This is a genomic window from Methylacidiphilum caldifontis, from assembly GCF_017310505.1.
GTDB lineage: Bacteria > Verrucomicrobiota > Verrucomicrobiia > Methylacidiphilales > Methylacidiphilaceae > Methylacidiphilum > Methylacidiphilum caldifontis.
The window spans coordinates 1,696,062-1,714,280 of the sequence record NZ_CP065957.1 but is presented as its reverse complement, the minus strand read 5'-3'; the positions used below and the strand labels follow the sequence as shown (position 1 = coordinate 1,714,280).

13 protein-coding genes are annotated in these 18,219 nt (G+C 39.5%); 7 read left to right on the top strand and 6 right to left on the bottom strand.

Annotated features, from left to right (window positions below):
* The first annotated feature begins 2 nt into the window (after positions 1-2).
* Together lepA and lepB are read left to right on the top strand one after the other, a co-directional pair.
* Entirely contained in the window at positions 3-1,823 is a 1,821-nt protein-coding gene (gene lepA / locus IT6_RS07935) for a translation elongation factor 4 (RefSeq protein ID WP_242524163.1), read from the top strand.
* Positions 1,824-1,909: 86 nt separating this feature from the next.
* A complete protein-coding gene (gene lepB / locus IT6_RS07930) occupies positions 1,910-2,959 on the top strand; it encodes a signal peptidase I (protein WP_242524162.1) in 1,050 nt (349 codons plus the stop codon).
* 536 nt (positions 2,960-3,495) lie between these two features.
* Here lepB and IT6_RS07925 read toward each other — a convergent pair.
* Complete coding sequence (locus IT6_RS07925; protein ID WP_206825949.1) at positions 3,496-5,184, bottom strand: formate--tetrahydrofolate ligase; 1,689 nt, start codon at positions 5,182-5,184, stop codon at positions 3,496-3,498.
* Between the two features lie 130 nt (positions 5,185-5,314).
* Between IT6_RS07925 and IT6_RS07920 the strand changes: the two genes are divergently transcribed.
* From IT6_RS07920 to IT6_RS07905, 4 genes are all read left to right on the top strand, one after another.
* Entirely contained in the window at positions 5,315-7,225 is a 1,911-nt protein-coding gene (locus IT6_RS07920) for a cytochrome C biogenesis protein ResB (RefSeq protein ID WP_206825947.1), read from the top strand.
* A 49-nt stretch (positions 7,226-7,274) separates the two neighbouring features.
* The gene (gene pheS, locus IT6_RS07915) at positions 7,275-8,330 is read left to right on the top strand and encodes a phenylalanine--tRNA ligase subunit alpha (protein ID WP_134439684.1); all 1,056 of its coding nucleotides are present in this window, start codon (positions 7,275-7,277) and stop codon (positions 8,328-8,330) included.
* A gap of 50 nt (positions 8,331-8,380) precedes the next feature.
* Positions 8,381-11,119 (top strand): isoleucine--tRNA ligase, encoded by a 2,739-nt coding sequence (gene ileS, locus IT6_RS07910; RefSeq protein ID WP_206825945.1) that lies wholly within the window; start codon positions 8,381-8,383, stop codon positions 11,117-11,119.
* A 213-nt stretch (positions 11,120-11,332) separates the two neighbouring features.
* Complete coding sequence (locus IT6_RS07905) at positions 11,333-12,238, top strand: hypothetical protein (RefSeq protein WP_206825941.1); 906 nt, start codon at positions 11,333-11,335, stop codon at positions 12,236-12,238.
* A 150-nt stretch (positions 12,239-12,388) separates the two neighbouring features.
* On the opposite strand, the gene IT6_RS07900 is transcribed toward IT6_RS07905, so the two are convergent.
* The 5 genes from IT6_RS07900 to rpsB form a co-directional block, all read right to left on the bottom strand.
* Complete coding sequence (locus IT6_RS07900; RefSeq protein ID WP_206825938.1) at positions 12,389-13,348, bottom strand: NADPH:quinone reductase; 960 nt, start codon at positions 13,346-13,348, stop codon at positions 12,389-12,391.
* Between the two features lie 19 nt (positions 13,349-13,367).
* A complete protein-coding gene (gene thiE / locus IT6_RS07895; protein ID WP_134439557.1) occupies positions 13,368-14,033 on the bottom strand; it encodes a thiamine phosphate synthase in 666 nt (221 codons plus the stop codon).
* 9 nt (positions 14,034-14,042) lie between these two features.
* Positions 14,043-15,407, bottom strand: coding sequence for an acetyl-CoA carboxylase biotin carboxylase subunit (gene accC, locus IT6_RS07890; RefSeq protein WP_206825935.1), 1,365 nt, complete (start codon positions 15,405-15,407; stop codon positions 14,043-14,045).
* Positions 15,408-15,579: 172 nt separating this feature from the next.
* Entirely contained in the window at positions 15,580-16,122 is a 543-nt protein-coding gene (locus tag IT6_RS07885; RefSeq protein WP_390881591.1) for a translation elongation factor Ts, read from the bottom strand.
* 163 nt (positions 16,123-16,285) lie between these two features.
* On the bottom strand, positions 16,286-17,017 hold the full coding sequence (gene rpsB / locus IT6_RS07880) for a 30S ribosomal protein S2 (protein ID WP_134439554.1): 732 nt from the start codon (positions 17,015-17,017) through the stop codon (positions 16,286-16,288).
* Positions 17,018-17,372: 355 nt separating this feature from the next.
* On the opposite strand from rpsB, the gene IT6_RS07875 reads away from it, so the two are divergent.
* Positions 17,373-18,137 (top strand): hypothetical protein, encoded by a 765-nt coding sequence (locus IT6_RS07875; RefSeq protein ID WP_206825931.1) that lies wholly within the window; start codon positions 17,373-17,375, stop codon positions 18,135-18,137.
* The last annotated feature ends 82 nt before the right edge of the window (positions 18,138-18,219 follow it).

Sequence of the window (18,219 nt, the reverse complement as noted above, 5' to 3'; positions counted from 1 at the left end):
AAATGGAAAAATTCCCCAGAGAAAGAATTAGAAATTTCTGTATCATCGCCCATGTCGATCATGGGAAAACGACCCTTTCAGACCGGCTTTTGCAGATGACGGGAACTGTAGCTGAAAACAAAATGAAAGAACAAATTCTTGATTCCATGGATCTTGAAAGGGAAAGAGGAATTACAATTAAAGCGCATCCCGTAACCATGATCTATTATTTCCCTGAGGAAAAGGAACATTACCAGCTTAATCTCATTGATACCCCAGGACATGTCGATTTTTCTTACGAAGTTTCACGAAGCCTTTCGGCCTGTGAAGGAGCCCTTTTGGTGATCGATGCAACTCAAGGAATTCAAGCACAAACCGTTTCCAATGCGTTTCTTGCTGAAAAACACCGTCTTGTTCTCATTCCTGTTATCAATAAAATCGATCTTCCTACAGCCAATTTAACCCTTGTCAAAAAACAGCTCGAAGACAGCCTCGCTATCCCTGCAGATGAGGCCATAGCTACAAGTGCAAAAGAAGGTATAGGCATCGACCAAATCTTTAAAGCCATCATACAAAAAATTCCTCCTCCACCTTCATTTCCTGATCAAATCTTGAGAGCTCTTATTTTCGACTCCATCTATGATCCCTACAAAGGGGTCATTCTTTATGTCCGCATGTTTTCTGGGAAAGTCAAAAAGGGGGATAAAATTCTTCTTCTCTCTTCAAACAAAACCTATGAAGTAAAAGAAGTGGGAGTTTTTTGCCCGAAAATGGTTCCAGAAGAAGCATTGTATGAAGGCAACTCAGGATATATTATCGCTAACATCAAGAATACTGCCGAGATAAAAATCGGTGATACCTTAACTTGGGAAACCGGAGGAACCACCACCGCTCTGCCAGGATTTCAAGAAATATCGCCGATGGTTTTTAGCGGAATTTATCCTTTGAATTCTTCTGAATTCGAAAAACTCAAAAATGCCATCCAAAAACTTCAAATAAATGATCCCGCTATTACGATCAGCCCTGAAAGTTCGGTTGCTCTTGGATCTGGTTTCCGCTGCGGTTTCCTAGGGCTACTCCATATGGAAATTGTCCAACAAAGGTTAAGCAGAGAATATGGAGTCGATATAATCACGACTTATCCCAGCGTAATCTATAAAGTCAGCTTGCGTTCAGGCAAAACGATCGAAGTGGATAATCCCGCCAAGCTTCCTGATCCCTCCTACATAGACCATATTGCAGAACCCTATGTAAAAAGCTATCTTATTGTTCCTTCAGAAAATATAGGCGAGGTTATGCAACTGATTTCAGAAAAGAGGGGCAGTTGTGAATCAACCGAAAGTCTCGGTCATGACAAGGTTATCATGCATTGTTATTTCCCTTTGAATGAGATTCTTGTGGATTTCAACGACAAACTTAAGTCTATTACCCACGGGTACGGATCGATGGATTACACACCTGATGAATATCGGATAAGCGATCTTGTCAAACTCGATATTCTGGTTAATGGAGAACCCATCGAGGCTTTGAGTTGCATCGTTCATTCTTCAAAAGCGGAGTCCAGAGGTCGGTCAATTATCCACAAATTGAAGGAAAGAATTCCACGCCATTTATTCAAAATTGCTCTTCAGGCAGCCGTTGGAGGCAAGATTTTGGCTAGAGAAGATATAGGGGCCATTGGCAAAAATGTGACAGCCAAATGCTATGGAGGAGATATTACAAGAAAAAGAAAGCTATTAGAAAAACAGAAAGAGGGGAAAAAGAGGATGAAGACATTTGGAAAAGTAGATATTCCCCAGGATGCCTTTCTGGAAATCCTAAAAACGGACACTAAACAGTCATGAATTTTTTATTTCTAAAGAACAGATATCATAAAAAAGCCAAACACAAGAAAATCGCTCTTCAGTTCCTGAAGGATTTTCGTAGGAAGTTGAATTATCGAAAAGACCTGCTTGATGAAATTGAGGTAAAAAAAGTCCTGGATTATCTTCAAAAACTCGAATCGGCTATTAATGGCAGTCAACAAAATCTCGAGGTTGTTCTCGATGAAGGAGAAAAGTTGTACCGATCTGTTTTTATCCAATCTAAATGGGCTGGATTTAAAGAAAATATTGAAGTCCTTTTTGTAGCATTGGTAGTTGCCCTTGCCATTAGGGCTTATTTCCTACAGCCCTTTAAGATACCCACAGATTCCATGAAACCCACACTCTACGGGATACAAGTCATTGCAAGTAATGAAAAACCTCCACATCCTCTCCGTAGAATCCTAGAGCTATGTATTTTTGGGAAAAGCTACCATAACCTTTCTTTGAAAAGGGGAGGTATTCTAGAGAAAATTGAAGGGAAAAAATTTCTGTTCTTCGAATATTCAAGACTCATTTTTGAGAGTGGAGAAAGTGCTATTCTTTGGACAAGTCCACATTTGTTGGAGTATAAGCTTGGAATTCATCCAGGAATGGCCTTTGAACCAAAGGAGAATGTCCTAAACTTCGTGGTAGAAACAGGAGATCAAGTCTTGGTGAACAAACTCATTTATCATTTCCGTTTCCCTCAAAGAGGTGAGGTCATTGTATTTAAGACTACAGGAATAGAAGGTATTGAGTCGAATTTGCGGCTTCAAGGCATTGAAGGTTCTCAGTATTACATCAAAAGATGCGTAGGCATTTCCGGAGATATCCTCCAGATCAAGCCTCCCTTTTTATCCATCAATGGTTCGACCATTCCTCCCAATCCAATGATGGCTAAAATCGAGTCGCAACAAGATGGATATCAAGGCTATGTCATTTTAGCCAACCAACAATATTTAGTTGATCCAAACGAAACCTATACTGTTCCTCCCCTCAGTCTATGGGCAATGGGAGACAACAGTCCAGATAGCCTGGATAGCCGATTTTGGGGTCCAGTTCCTATGCAAAATATCGTAGGCACCGGGTTTATCGTTTACTGGCCTTTTAGCAAAAGATGGGGGATAATCCGTTAACAAAACAGATTGGCGATTAGGGATAAAAGAGCCGAAAAGAAGAAAACAAGGAAAGCAAGCCTTTTTCTTTTTTTATAGTAACTCCAAACAGCAAATCCAAGGCCAGCAATAGCTATGGCTGAAAATGTTGCTGCCCCCAAGCAAACAGAACTTATAGCTAAGAACATCACAGGCTATAGTTTTAATTTTTAATCATTAATTTAACATCCTCAATAGAGGACTTTTATGAAGAAATGATTTTCTCATCTTTTCTAAAAATATCATTTTTTTAATTTTTATGTGCAAATCAATCTTACTGTGAAAAAAGCGGAGCACCGGGATCCTTAGATCAAGCTATAGAGAGATTCAGTAGCCTTGATGAAAAATAAAAAAAAATAAGCCTTGTATCGCCCCGATGAAGAAACGTTAGCCACGGTTTTATGGATCTAATTATTGGAAGATTTTCAGGGGCAACAGTCTTTATCAAAAGGAAAACCAAGGCTATCTTTTATTGATTTATGATCGATTATTGATTGTAAAAACCCCCTTTAAAAAGATCAGATTGTTCCGAGTATATTGCCATCTGAATCAATATCGATGGAGCCAGAAGCGGGAATCTTCGGTAGTCCGGGCATCGTATAGATTTCTCCACATAAAACGAGGATATACTTAGCACCGGCGGCAACCCTGACATCCCTGACGAAAAGATCGTGTCCTTGAGGTGCCCCTTTTAACTGAGGGTCAACAGAAAAGGAATATTGGGTTTTAGCCATACATAGGGGCAATTGACCAAGTCCTTCCTGTTCAATGTTATTGATTTCCTCTTGTGCATGGGAATGCAAAGAGATACTTCCTGCTTTATATATATTAAAAGCGATTTTTTCGATTTTCTCTATTATCGAATCATTATCCCTGTAAGTAAAATTAAAGTCATGTTGAGCTTGCTGGCTTCTCTCCATAACCCTCTTAGCCAGTTCGACAGCACCGCTTCCTCCTTGAGCCCAGTGATCACAGATGGCAAAAGGATGTTTTAAAGAACTTAGCATTTTTTCTAACCAGTTGATCTCCTCTTCGCTATCTGTTAAAAAACGGTTTAAGGCAACCACGGCTGGAATGCCTAAGGTTTCTTCAACAATCTGAATATGCCTTAAAAGGTTGGGGAATCCTTTCTCTAGAGAGTCAACATCTTTTTGGCTTAAACATTCCAAGTCCATTCCTCCATGAAACTTTAAAGCCCTAAGCGTTGTGACAATGACAGCACAATCAGGTTTTAAGCCACTTTGTCTACATACAATATTGACAAATTTTTCTCCCCCTAGATCACTTCCAAAACCGGCTTCCGTAACCACCCAATCACCAAGCCTCAGAGCCGTATTCAAAGAAACCACTGAACTGCATCCATGAGCGATATTACCAAAAGGTCCTCCATGCACAAAAGCGGGATTATGTTCCAAAGTTTGCACAAGATTAGGCTTAAAAGCATGAACAAGTAGGGCGGACATAGCGCCCGCAGCTTCTAGATCTTCAGCAGTAATTTTCTTGTTATCCCACCTCTTCCCAACACTGATATTGGCTAATCTTTGTCTCAAATCGTTATAAGATTGAGACAGGCATAAAATCGCCATCAGTTCAGATGCGGCAACAATATCGAAGAAAGAAAATCTCTGGAAAGACTTCTTACTCTCTAATCCTACTAAAATACTTCGCAGTGCCCTATCGTTTATATCCAACACTCTTCCCCATGAAATCCTTCTAGGATCGATCCCCAAAAAATTTCCATGATAAAGATGATTATCGATCAAAGCAGCCAAAAGATTGTGAGCAGCAGCAACGGCCGCAAAATCCCCGGTAAAATGAAGGTTAATATCTTCCCTGGGAATAAGTTGAGCAAGCCCTGAACCTGTAGCCGCTCCCTTGACTCCAAATACAGGTCCCATTGAAGGTTCACGCAAACATAGAATGGCTTTTTGTCCTAAACGGTTTAACCCGTCAGTAAGGCCTATTGCCGTAGTCGTTTTTCCTTCGCCAGCAGGTGTAGGGGTTGTAGCGGTAACTAAAATCAGTTTCCCCCGCTTTGGTTGGGAAAAAAGCTCTTTCAAATAGTCCCAAGATAGCTTTGCTTTAAAAGCCCCGTAAAGTTCTAGAGCATTCCGAGGAATGGATAAATTGTTGGCGATCTCTTCAATGGCAGAGGGGTTACTTTCTCTTGCTATCTTTAGATCAGGAGATATATTTTTGATTTTCACATTGTATTAAATCGACGAATCAGGTTGAAAAAAAATCCTTTCCTTATAAAATTAATTCTCTATCTTTTTCAATAATTCTTTTTTTAAATGTAAATTCTATTAAATATTTTTATTGTTATTGTCTAAAATTGTGAGACTTTTTAGCTCTTTAACCGAAACTGAACGCAAAAAGCTGATTGAGGAAAGAAAAAATTCTTCACTCTTTTGGAAAATCATTCACATTTTAGGTTCCCTTAAGCTGGCTATCCTCCTTTTGCTTTCTATAGCTTTGGGTTGTGCTATTGCCACCATTTTAGAATCAAAATGGGACACCCAGGTTGCGCAATTCTATATTTACAAATCTCCCTGGTTTTTTGGTTGGCTTATACTCCTTTGCATCAATCTCTTTGCTGTGACATTGACAAGGATTCCCTGGAAGAAGCGACACATCGGATTTATTGTCACCCATTATGGTATTATTATTCTTTTAATGGGTGCATTAATAGGACTTAAAAAAGGCTTTGAAGGATTCATCACTCTTGAAGTAGGGGATCCCCCAAAGGATAAGTTAACGACTAAAGACACCGTTGTTCTAGTAAAGAATCCCATTCTTAATGAAATCGAGGAATTTAGGTTTCCTGCTGAACTCTGGAAACCTTCGAAAAAAGCTCCACGTTCCCTCAACATACCTGGAACAGGGTTAAAATTTTGTGCTGACGATTATGCCAATGAACTCTTCCTTTCCGAATACTTAACAAAAGACCCTAATTCAGGAAAGCCGGGAGTTTTCATCGAAATGAAAAGTAAAAGGGCTAACCAAACGTTCCGATATGTCCTTTTAAAAAATGATCCTTCTAGATGGTATGAAGACTTCTTTGGGATGGCAAGGCTTGAAATGAAAGACCCTGAAGCCTCTGAAGAAACAATTTTTCATGAATCAGCAGTCCTTTTTGCCAACGCTCCCGATCAATCAGTTGTCCACGCACATGAAGGAGTAAGTTCAAATTATCGATACTTTCTTTTGTGGGATAACCCTGCCCTTCCGAATAAGGCTCTTTTTGTGGTATTCATTAACCAAGATGGTGAAAAGAGAGCTTGGCCCTTGAATGAAGTCATCCACAAGACAATCGATCTTCCTGGAGAGGCAAAAATGGAGGTTGCTGAATATTGGCCAAATTTTTCTATCAAAGAGGGCAAACCCACTTCCCTCTCTGGAGAACCTCTCAATCCAGCTATTCTTGTACACGTCTATTGGCAAAATGATCAAAGGAAAAATTTAGTCTTTAGGTTATGGGACTCTCCAGATGGAATAATCAATTACCAACTGATTCGCAGTGGCAAAGTCTATCAAGAGGGTCAGATGGGAGCCGATCAATCTCTTCCTTTAGGATGGGGTGACTGGACAGCAACATTGCTCAAATTCGAGCCTCAAGCAACCCTTACAAGAGAAATTCAAAAAAAACAGTCCTCCGAAGCTTTTATCGCACAAATTCTGCCTCCAGGACTACACTGTTGGATAGAAGACAAAAAAACCAAAGACAAAACCCAAGCCCTTTGGATCCTTTCAGGATACCCACAAAGTTTTGTCCTCAACAACATTGCTCTTCAGATCAGTTTTGGATTTAAAACCATAAAACTGCCCTTCAGAGTAACTCTTGAAAAATTTGAAGTACCCCGGACAGAGGGATCTGATTCTCCATCGGATTTTATCAGTACACTTAAGTTTGAAGATCCCAATACGGGGAAAAGTATTATAGCTAAAGCCCACATGAATTATCCCGCCTCCTTTCCAGGAGGGCTATGGAGATCGGTTTTGGGACGTAATTATAAATTTTCTCAATCTTCTTGGAATCCCCAAGATCTCAATGAAAGTACTCTCCAAGTTCTCTTTGATCCGGGATGGCCTTTAAAATGGATTGGCTCTTTGATGATATGCATAGGTATATTGACAATGTTTGTAATCAGTCCCAAGGCTCCTGAAATTCTGGATAAAGAAAAAGGATCGGTTCCCAAGACCGAGAAGAATGCTTCCCAAGCAGCAAGTTCCCATTCTATTTCTTGATTTTTTTATTTTTTTTAAAGAAGAAAACCAACAATACGGAAAAAAACCGATGCATGAAGAATTGGATATTATAGAAAAAACTTTTTCAGAAGAAATTAAAACGCTATCAACAAAAGAAGGGATCGAGTCCATACGAATTAAATATTTTGGTCGAAAAGGACTTGTTCCTTCTCTGTTTGAAAAAATTGGCCAATTGCCCAAGGAAAGAAGGCCGGAATGGGGTCAAAAATTAAACGAACTTAAGTCCAAGCTATGGAATAGTTTACAAGAAAAAGAAAAGGAAATTCTTTCCAAATCCTCGACTCCCTTTTCCCCTAGTCATTCTTTGTTTTCTTTTTTTGATCCTACCCTTCCGGGTAGACCCATGCAATCTGGGACCCTCCATCCTATTTCTATCGCGTTAAAAAAAATTTTTGAAATTTTCAAAAGAATTGGTTTTACCCTTGAAGAAGGTCCAGAGATAGAAAGCGAGTATAACAATTTTGACGCCCTGAATATTCCCTTAGGGCACCCTGCACGAAATGAACAGGATACCTTTTATATTAAACAAAAGGTTGTCTTAAAAGATAACTCTACAGGAAAATTACTGCTTCGTCCTCAAACTTCACCTGTTCAAATTCGGATTATGAAGAAAAAACAACTCCCTATCCGTATGATCGCTCCAGGAAGATGTTATCGCAGAGATGAAATCGATGCTACCCATTCCATTGTTTTCTATCAACTCGAAGGCTTGGTTGTCGATAAAGGCATAAGCCTTGCCGATCTCAAGGGAACCTTGGAATATTTTTTTAGAGAACTTTTAGGAAGTCATCTTCAATTTAGATTTAGACCCCATTATTTTCCATTTACAGAACCCAGTTTTGAAGTCGATGGAGCAGTGCGTCCTCCTGAAGGCAAAGATCCAAAATGGTTGGAGTTATGTGGTTGTGGTATGGTACATCCCAAGGTATTTTTAAATGTAGGGATCGATCCAGAAGTCTATTCGGGATTCGCCTTTGGATTTGGTATTGAAAGATATTTGATGGTTGCTCACAAGGTGCCGGACCTAAGGTTATTTTCTGAAAACGATATTCGATTTTTAAAAAATTTAAGTCCCTCCTTTTAATAGAGGATATTTCAAAGCGTGAATTGTAATTTAGACAAAGGGAGTTTTCCATGGATTACCGGTTAACTGTTTTATTACCTAAAACAGATTTTCCAATGAAAGCTGAACTTCCCCAAAGGGAGCCTCGTTGGATTGAGGTTTGGGAAAAAGAAAAGGTATACAGCACCCTTTTAGAAAAAAGAAAAAACTGCCCAAAGTTTGTCCTCCATGACGGCCCCCCTTTTGCAAATGGGACAGCTCATATGGGAAGTGGTCTCAACAAGATACTTAAGGACATAGTGCTTAAATCCAAAAATATGTTTGGTTTCCAATGCCCTTACATACCAGGTTGGGATTGCCATGGTCTGCCCATAGAGCACAAGGTGATGAGTGAAAACCCTTCTTTGGCTTCTGATCCTCTAACTCTTCGAAAGAAATGCAAGGAATATGCCGGCCGTTGGATTGAAATCCAAAAAGAACAATTCAGACGGTTAGGAATGTTAGGAGCATGGGATGATCCCTATATCACCATGAACCCTCGTTACGAAGCAGATGAGTTGAGACTTTTTGCTGAGCTTGTTGAAAAGAAATTAGTTTACCGTGGACTACGGCCCGTTTTCTGGAGCATTGGATGCCGAACAGCTCTTGCCGAAGCCGAAATTGAATACCAAAAAAAGGAAGACCTCGCCATTTATGTAGAATTTCCAATAGTTGATGATCAGTGCAAAAAATCGGGGCTACCTCCAGGAACTGCGTTTCTTGCTTGGACAACTACCCCCTGGACTCTGCCCGCCAATTTAGCCCTAGCAGTAAGTCCCAATCTCTCTTATGAACTCAGGCAGGTTGGAGAAAAACTGTTTATTATCAGCAGTAATCTTGTAGAGTCAATTCCTGGTTTTACCCACTCCACCCCGATTTTATCTTTTCCCAGTGGTCATTCTCTTGAGGGATTTCATTACAACCATCCCCTTCTTCCAAGGCAAGGAAGGGTGTATACAGCTGATTTTGTCAGTGGAGAAACGGGTAGTGGAGTTGTCCATATTGCTCCAGGGCACGGGATGGAAGACTATCAATTAGGAATGCTTCATGGGCTAGATATTTATTCCCCCGTAGACGATGAAGGAAAATTTACAAAGGAATGTGGTATAGAAAAGATTGTGGGGTTAAACGTATTTGAGGCTAATTCTATCCTTTGCACCATGCTTGAAGAAAAGGGGTTTTTATGGGCAAAATATCCTTATGTTCATGACTATCCTTTTTGCTGGCGTTCTAAAACCCCTATCATCTTCAGATCAGTGCCTCAATGGTTTATTGCTATCGAAGCCTTTAAATCTCAAACACTCAAGGAAATAGAAGCTATTAAGTGGATTCCTCCTCGAGGCGAAAACCGTATAAAAGGGGCCGTCGAAAGTCGCAAGGATTGGTGTATTTCCCGCCAGAGGTCATGGGGAGTTCCTATTCCTGTTTTTTACAAAAAAAATGGAGAGGCTCTTCTCGATTCGAAAGTCATAAGACGCTTTGCAGATATGGTAGAAGAGCAAGGAACAGACTTGTGGTTTCGTCTCAATAGCAAAGAGCTTATAAAACTCCTTGATGTAGCTGCTTCTGAAGAGCTTGAAAAGGGACTAGATACACTCGATGTATGGATAGATTCAGGTTCAAGCCATTATACAGTCCTGTTACCTAGAGGGGAATATCCTGCCGATCTCTACCTTGAGGGTAGCGATCAGCATCGGGGTTGGTTTCAATCTTCCCTTCTTTTAAGTATGGCATCCAGAGGAAAAGCTCCCTATAAATCTGTTCTTACCCATGGTTTTGTGGTTGATCTGGATGGGAAAAAACTGTCCAAATCCTCAGGGGCTAGGGACTTGTCTGAACAGATCAAGACTTATGGGGCCGATCTCTTACGGCTTTGGGTAGCTAGCGAAGAATACGCTGAAGATGTCCCCTTTTCTAAGGAAATTTTTTCTCGGTTGTCAGATTCATATAGACTGATTAGGAATAGTTTAAGGATCCTTCTAGGCAATCTATTTGATTTCAATCCCCGAGAACATTCGGTGCCAGAAGAACAGCTTTTGGAAATTGACAGGTATTTCGATCTTTGCCTGACAAACTTGGTCAAAAAAACGAAATCTTTTTACCAAAATTATGAATTTTCACAGGTATACCAAGCTTTGGTTCGTTTTTGTTCGGTTGAGTTGTCCAGTTTCTACATCGATGTGCTTAAAGATAGGTTGTATTGCGATGGGCAAAATTGGCTTTCAAGGAGATCCGCCCAGACTGTATTGCATAGAACCTTTGAAAGCCTAGTTAAACTTCTTGCCCCAGTCATTCCTTTTACCGCTGAAGAAGCATGGCGATCTTTTGGAAAAACTAGCTCTATTCACTTGGAACTTTTTCCTGAAGAAAGAGAGCAGAAAGAGGCTGATAAAATTCTTTACCGTTGGGAAAAAATATTAGATCTCAGAGATCTTGCCAATAGAGAGCTAGAAAAAGCACGGCAACAAAAACTGATTGGGAAAAATCTCGAGGCCAAATTACTTCTTCATACAACTGATTTTAACGAGCAGGATATAGCCCTTTTAACTGAAGTCTTTTTGGTTTCTCAGCTTGAAATTATCCCTTCGGATAAAACAGCTATTATTGTCGAAAAAGCTTCGGGCAAAAAATGTCCCCGGTGCTGGAAAATTAGCCTTTTTGCACAAACAAACGAAGATCCTCAATTTCCTCATGTTTGTCAAAGATGTTTACAAGTTCTTAAAGAATTGCCTAAATCCGGGATGATAAACCCACAAAAAAATACAAAATAATAAAAACTTTTGAAAAAAAATGTTGATTAATGGATAAGAAATAGGGTAAGTAAGTGTTTGCTTTGAGTTTAAGAGATAAAAAAATTTAAATTTTAATGAAATATTTTGGAAATTTGTTTGACAATTATTTTAATTTTTGAAAAAACATACAAATCAGGATAATAACATGATTGAAAATGTTATTCAAATTATGAAAAAGAAGGAGGATAAACTATGAAGAGGAGGAAAACTCTCCGTTATTTGATACCGGCAATTAGCTTATTAGCATTTGGGGCTATGCAACCCGTTTGGGCAGGAATCGAAGAGGGAGACAATTCGGTTTCAGCGTCGAATGCATCGGGGGACCTTTCTAGCTCCGGTGGTGACAAGGAAATGAAAGAAGCCAGCAAAGAAATGAAGGAGCAGAAAGAGGTATCCAAGGAAGAAGCTTTTAGGCCAAAGGAAGGTCTATATGCAGGTCTCTATGGGGGTGCGGGATACATGGATACCAATAACTACAATTCTAATTTTAGTTCTGGCCTATTTGGAAATGGACAAATGGGAGGAAACTGGCAATGGGTTGGTGGTGTTAAAGTTGGATATCAATGGAAAGGATGGGAACTGGGAGATAATCTTGCTGGAAAAGGCTGGTACCTTATGCCGGCAGCTGAATTTGATGGATTTTATATCGGCAATTCTCAATCTGGATCTGGATTTACAGGTGCAGCAACAGGCCCAACATCCATTGCCGCATCCTCGACCAGTACGGGAATGCAATTAAACATGGGGATAATGACCATCAATGGGTTGTTAAAACTCGTAACACCCTGGAAATTAGTTCCTTATATCGGTATGGGTGTTGGTGGTTATTATTTATCGGCTAGTAATATCAGCCAAAGTGTAGCTGGCCGTGGTATCGTTAATGGGGCAAGTACAACTGATGGAGGTTTTGTATTCACTCCTATTGCTGGTTCTGAGTATTATTTAACAAAAGAATTGAGTGTGTTTGTTGAATTTAAGTTTCTTTACATGAACAACCCGATTCTTAGCTATGGAACAGCATTGGGGAACGAGTCTATGCACTTTGGGCAGATGCTTAATTACATCGGAGTATTAGGTGCAAAGTATGTGTTTTGGTAAAATTTGAATCGATGTTAAGGGCTTCCTTTGGGAAGCCCTTTTTTTTTGCTTTTTTTACACTATGAAAATATTTAAGTTTCTGCAGGGCTATGATTCAAAGAAAATGGAAAATTTATAAGGAGATAGGGAAAATAAAAGGATAGGGATTATTTACATAATCAGGACAATCTTGCCCGCTGCTCCTGGCTGCATAATTAATTCATGAGCTAAAGAAGCTTTTTCTAAAGGGATTTCAGTTCGAATAATAGGGAGTAATATTCCACTCTTTAATCCTGCTTCTATCGCTGAAAAAATCGATTTTCTTTGATCTGCAGTGGCAAGAAAAAGGTTAACCCCTATTAGTTTTGCTTCTTTTCTTAAAATATTTCTTGGATTAATTTCAATACTACCTCGGCTTCCAATAATAACAATTTTTCCATAACGAGCCACTAAAGAAAGATCTTTTCCTAGGTTTTTATTGGCAAGCATTTCAAGAATGATTTCTAATCCTTGATTTTTTGTATATGACAAAATCTGTTCTACATATCCTTCTTCGTTATGGTTAAACACCTCCTTGATCCCCATATTCATGATTATTTCCCTACCTTTTGGAGATCCTGCTGTTGCTAATACATTGAGTCCATAACTTTTGGCCCATTGCAATGCAGCGATACCCACTCCCCCACTTGCACCATGGACAAGTACAGATTGCCCAGCCTGAGCAGCTGCAAGTTGAAACAGAGCATGATAGGCAGTTGCATAAGGACTACCGATTGCTGCACCTTGAGCAAAAGTGATATGTTGTGGAAGTTCAAATACATGACTTTCGGGACAGACAATGTATTCAGCATAACTGCCCATAACCCCCTGAAAAAACACTCTCTGCCCTTTATAACATTTCGTTACTTCTTCTCCAACCTCTTCAACCACCCCAGCTCCATCAATCCCTGGAATAAAAGGAAGGTTATTTTGATAACCAAAACTCCCTGCCCTTATGTAAGTATCTACTGGGTTTACGCCAGCAGCTTTGACCCTTATTAAAACCGAGTCCTTTTGCACGGTTGGTTGAGGGATTTCTTTGTACTCAAGAACCTCGGGAGCTCCAAATTGGGATACAACAATTGCTTTCATTATCGACTTTTCTAGACAACTATACCCATAGACCTTTTATAGAAAGTAGGTTTCTTATTTGCTGGCAGAAAGCTGGAATATCTGCTGCTTTTAATAACGCAGAAACCATAACTACCCTATCTGCCCCAGCAGAAAGCACCTCTGAAATGTTTTCTTTATTTATTCCTCCAATAAAAAAAACCGGTTTTTTAATTCTTTCTCTAACCAAGGGGATAAATGTCAACCCCACAGGAGAATAATCCGGTTTAGTAGGGGTTTTGAAAATCGGACCAAAAGCGATATAATCAGTTTGCTCAGATGCAGCTTGTTCTGCCTGTTCAACTGAATGGGTAGATTTCCCAATTAAAAAATCATCGCCTAACAGGGTTCTTGCTTCAGGGACCGGCATATCCTCTTGGCCTAAATGAACACCGTCTGCTCTACTTTCCAAGGCAACATCGGGATGATCATTGATAATAAAAAGGATATCCTTTTCAGCCAAAAGAGGTTTTATTTCAAGGGATAATTTTAATAGTTCTTTTTTATTAAATGTCTTTGCCCGTAGCTGCAAGATATCGACTTTCCCTTCAACAAGTTTTTGTACAAAGTTTACTGCATGCAAGGGATCGACATAACTGAGATCTAAAATTCCATAAAATCGAGCTTGGCTTAAAAGATATCTTTTCCAAAGGGCACCCTGTTTCATTATCCTTCTTCAAATTTCATCAAGAGACTTTTTTGCTGCAAGAATCTTATTGATGAGATTAGTCGTATATTCCCCTCGCTTAAAATCGGAGTTTTGGAAAACCGATTTTCCAATCGGGATAGTTGTTTTTATGCCTTCAATCATGATTTCATCCAATGCCCTTCTCATTCGAATGATCGCTTCTTCTCTGGAATTTCCAGTTGCAATTAGCTTTACAAGTAAAGAGTCATAATAATGTGAAATTTCTATTCCTTGATAAAGATGCGAGTCGATTCGTATCCCTGGTCCTCCTGGAAAATGGAGAAAATCAACTTTCCCTGCGCAAGGACGAAAACCTTGGAGCCCATCTTCGGCATTAATTCGAAACTCGATAGCATGTTTCTTGGGTTCGAGTTCTTCCCATTCTTTTCCTAAAGGATACCCCGCGGCAATCAGGATCTGTTCTTTGACAAGATCGATACCATAGACTTCTTCGGTTACAGGATGTTCGACTTGAATCCTGCAGTTCATCTCGATGAAATAAAAATTCCCGGATCTATCAACGAGATATTCAATTGTTCCAACCCCCTCATAATCGATAGATTCTGCAAGCCGAATGCTTGTCTTGCCCATTTTTTTCCTCAAAATGGGATCCACAATGGGTGAAGGAGACTCTTCAATAAGTTTTTGGTTTCTTCGTTGGATAGAACAATCTCTTTCCCCTACATGAAAGATTTTACCCTTTGTATCGGCAATAATCTGAAATTCCACATGGCGTGGATCTTCAATCAGTTTTTCTATGTATATACTGCCATCTCCAAAGGCTTTCTCGGCTTCTAGCCTAGCCGCCACAAATCCCTGGACCAAGCTCACATCATTATGAGCAATTCTCATTCCCCTACCCCCTCCTCCCGCTACCGCCTTAATCACAACAGGATAGCCTATCTGATGACTAATCCTCAAAGCTTCCTTCTCTGATTCAACAATCCCATCACTGCCAGGAACCACAGGTACACCTGCCTTGCGAGCATGGAAACGGGCCATAGCTTTATCGCCCATTTTTTTTAGGGTCGCCGCTTTAGGACCAATAAACTTAATATTACAATTTGCACAGATTTCGGCAAAATGAGGATTTTCGGCTAAAAAACCATACCCGGGATGAATGGCATCAACATCTCCGATTTCGGCGGCACTGATAATCCTATCCATCCGCAAATAACTTTCTGTAGAAGGCCCTGACCCGATACATATGGCTTCGTCAGCAAGCTGAACATGAAGAGATCTTTCATCAACATCTGAATAGACAGCAAGAGTTTTAATACCCAGCTCACGACAAGCCCGAATTATCCTCAGGGCTATTTCACCACGATTAGCAATTAAGATTTTATTGAACATTGTCCTGGGTACGAAACTTATGAAAAAAGACAAACCAATAGAAACTATTTTTAATAGTAAGAATTAATCCTAAAGAACGAAAATATAAAAATCAAGATTCAAAAATTTATTTTTTGCAAAAGAAAGCCAAAACAATCGAATGCATTAGAGAATAAATGAAAAGATCTCTTTTTTACTTTTCGATCTCTTCTCCTAGTTGATACCTCACGAACCGACGGATAACAATATTTTCGCCAATTTGAGCTATGCGTTGACAGATCAGATCACGGATCGTTATGCTCTGATCTTTTACAAAGGGTTGTTCAAGCAGACAATTATCAACAATAAATTTTTCAAGTTTTTCCTGAACTATTTTATCCGGATCTTCTTTGTTTTGTCCCTTTAAGGTTTCAATAATTTTTTGTCTTTCCGACTCAAAGATTTCTTTAGGGATATCCTCTTTGGCAACATACTTAGGGCTAGCCGCTGCAATTTGAATAGCTATTTCTTTTACAAACTCTTTGAATGTAGGCGTTCTCGCAACAAAGTCAGTTTCACAATTCACTTCTACGAGAACTCCAATTTTATCTCCCGCATGAATATAAGAAGCGATTACTCCTTCGGGAGTGAGCCTATCGGATTTCTTCTGGGCTTTTACCATCCCCTGTTGCCTCAACCATTTTTCAGCTTCATCTATATTGCCTCCCGCAGCTTCTAATGCTTTTTTACAATCCATTATCCCCGCTCCTGTTTTTTCCCTTAGTTCCTTGACTAGATTGGCAGATATAGAATTCACTCTTTTCCTCCTTACTATTTTCTTAAATATCTAGGTACGGTGAATAGAGAAGAATAAAGTCCCCAGCTAAAATCTGATATTTTTTTCTAATGAATCATGAAAGTCAATTTGAAGAAAAAGCCGCCTTTTCAGCACTCTCTTCGGGTAAAGACAAGCCCGCTTCTTTTTTCCCTTCTATTATCGCCGCATTGATTTCTTCAAGAATTGTTTTTATAGATCTCATGGAATCATCATTCGCAGGAATAGGATAGTCGATATTTTCCGGATTGCCATTGGTATCCACTAGAGCCACTATGGGTATAGCAAGCCTTTTTGCCTCAGATACCGCTATTTCTTCTCTGACAACATCAATGATGACTATTGCCGATGGGAGTCTTTCCATATCCTTTATCCCATCAAGACCTCTGTGAAGCTTCATATTTTCTCTTCTCAGTTTGGATACTTCTTTTTTGGGCAGCTTCTCCATTGTTCCATTTTCTTCGAGTTGATCTATCCACTTCATTCGACTGATAGACTTTCGTATAGTCACTAGATTCGTTAACGTTCCTCCAAGCCACCGGTAATTTACGTAAAATGACCCGCTTTTACGAGCCACTTCTTCAACAACCTTCTGTGCTTGCCGTTTACAACCAACAAAGAGAACTTTTCCTCCTTCAAAGGATACTTTTCGAAGAAAATCACAAGCATTCTTTAAATAATCCAACGTTTTTTTGGGATCGATTAAATGAATTCCTCCTTTAAGACCAAGAAGGAAGGGCGCCATCTTGGGATTCCACCGATCCTTTTTATGCCCGAAATGGGTACCAGATTTTATAAGATCTTCTAGTTCAACCATGTTTTTAGTTTGTTAAAGTTAATTTTTCAACATTTTTCTAAAGATAGTTTTATCTTATCTCTCACCAAATTAGTATTGTATAGACAAAAATCGCCTTTAATCAAATATTGCAAAAGATAGGTGCAGCTAGAATATCTGTCAAGCAAATAGCCGATTTCAAACACTCAAGATATTCTGCGGCCTTGGAGAGTAATCCACTTTTTTCAACAAGACAAAAGAGTAAACAATGTATTGAATAGGGTATTAGGAATAAAAAGAAATTATTTCCTATAGAGAAATAATTATTGACAGTTCTTCGTAAAATTTTTACAAACATTATCTCGAAACAGCAAAACTAATCCAGAAGGAGGTGATCATGAATTGGAGAGGAAGGCTAAAGGATTGTAAAACAAAGTATCTTTTCTTCATATTCATGCTGTTTATTTCTTCACCTCTTTTCAGTTATTCTTATAAAGACTATCTTAAAACAGAAAATCGTGATCATGCCTATCCTTGGCACAGAAATATTGTTACCACTGTTTTTTGGATCGGTGAAGGACGCACCGCAATTAGCGCTGCAAATGGAGTGGCAAGTGCATGGGATGTGCATTGGGCAAAAAATTATGGGGGAGCAGATGACCCCATCAAAAGGATTGGATTTCTTCCTCGGCGGTTTGCAGCAACTCTAAATCCATTTTATGTTGCTCTTCCCTTTAACGATGTCGCTTATCCCGATTTAGCCCGAAAATGGGTCCCCTGGTATAAGGTCCCCTCGGCTGCCAATCGATTTGTCTCTCAATGCAAGGGGAAATGGGTAGAGATACGAAGCAGAAGGGGTAAAGTCGCTTTTGCCCAGTGGGAAGATGTAGGTCCATTAAGAAGTGACCATGCTTCTTATGTTTTTGGACCTGACAGACCGCATGACTATAATCAAGCGGGTCTGGATGTGTCTCCAGCGGTCAGAGACTATTTAGGGTTGACAGGAATGGACTTGACCGATTGGAGAATAGTTGATGATTGTGTTGTCCCTCCTGGTCCATGGATAAAATATGGAGAACAAGCTATCATCTATTCAGCGATAAAAGCCAGAGAAAAAGAAGCTTCTTCAAGATGGAAAACAGTTGATTTTCCTATTCAATGAAAGATAGCTTTTAATGTTTAATCATTTCCTTATTCTTGAATATTTTTCTATTCTAGAACAATAATTGAATTGTTTTTGGTTA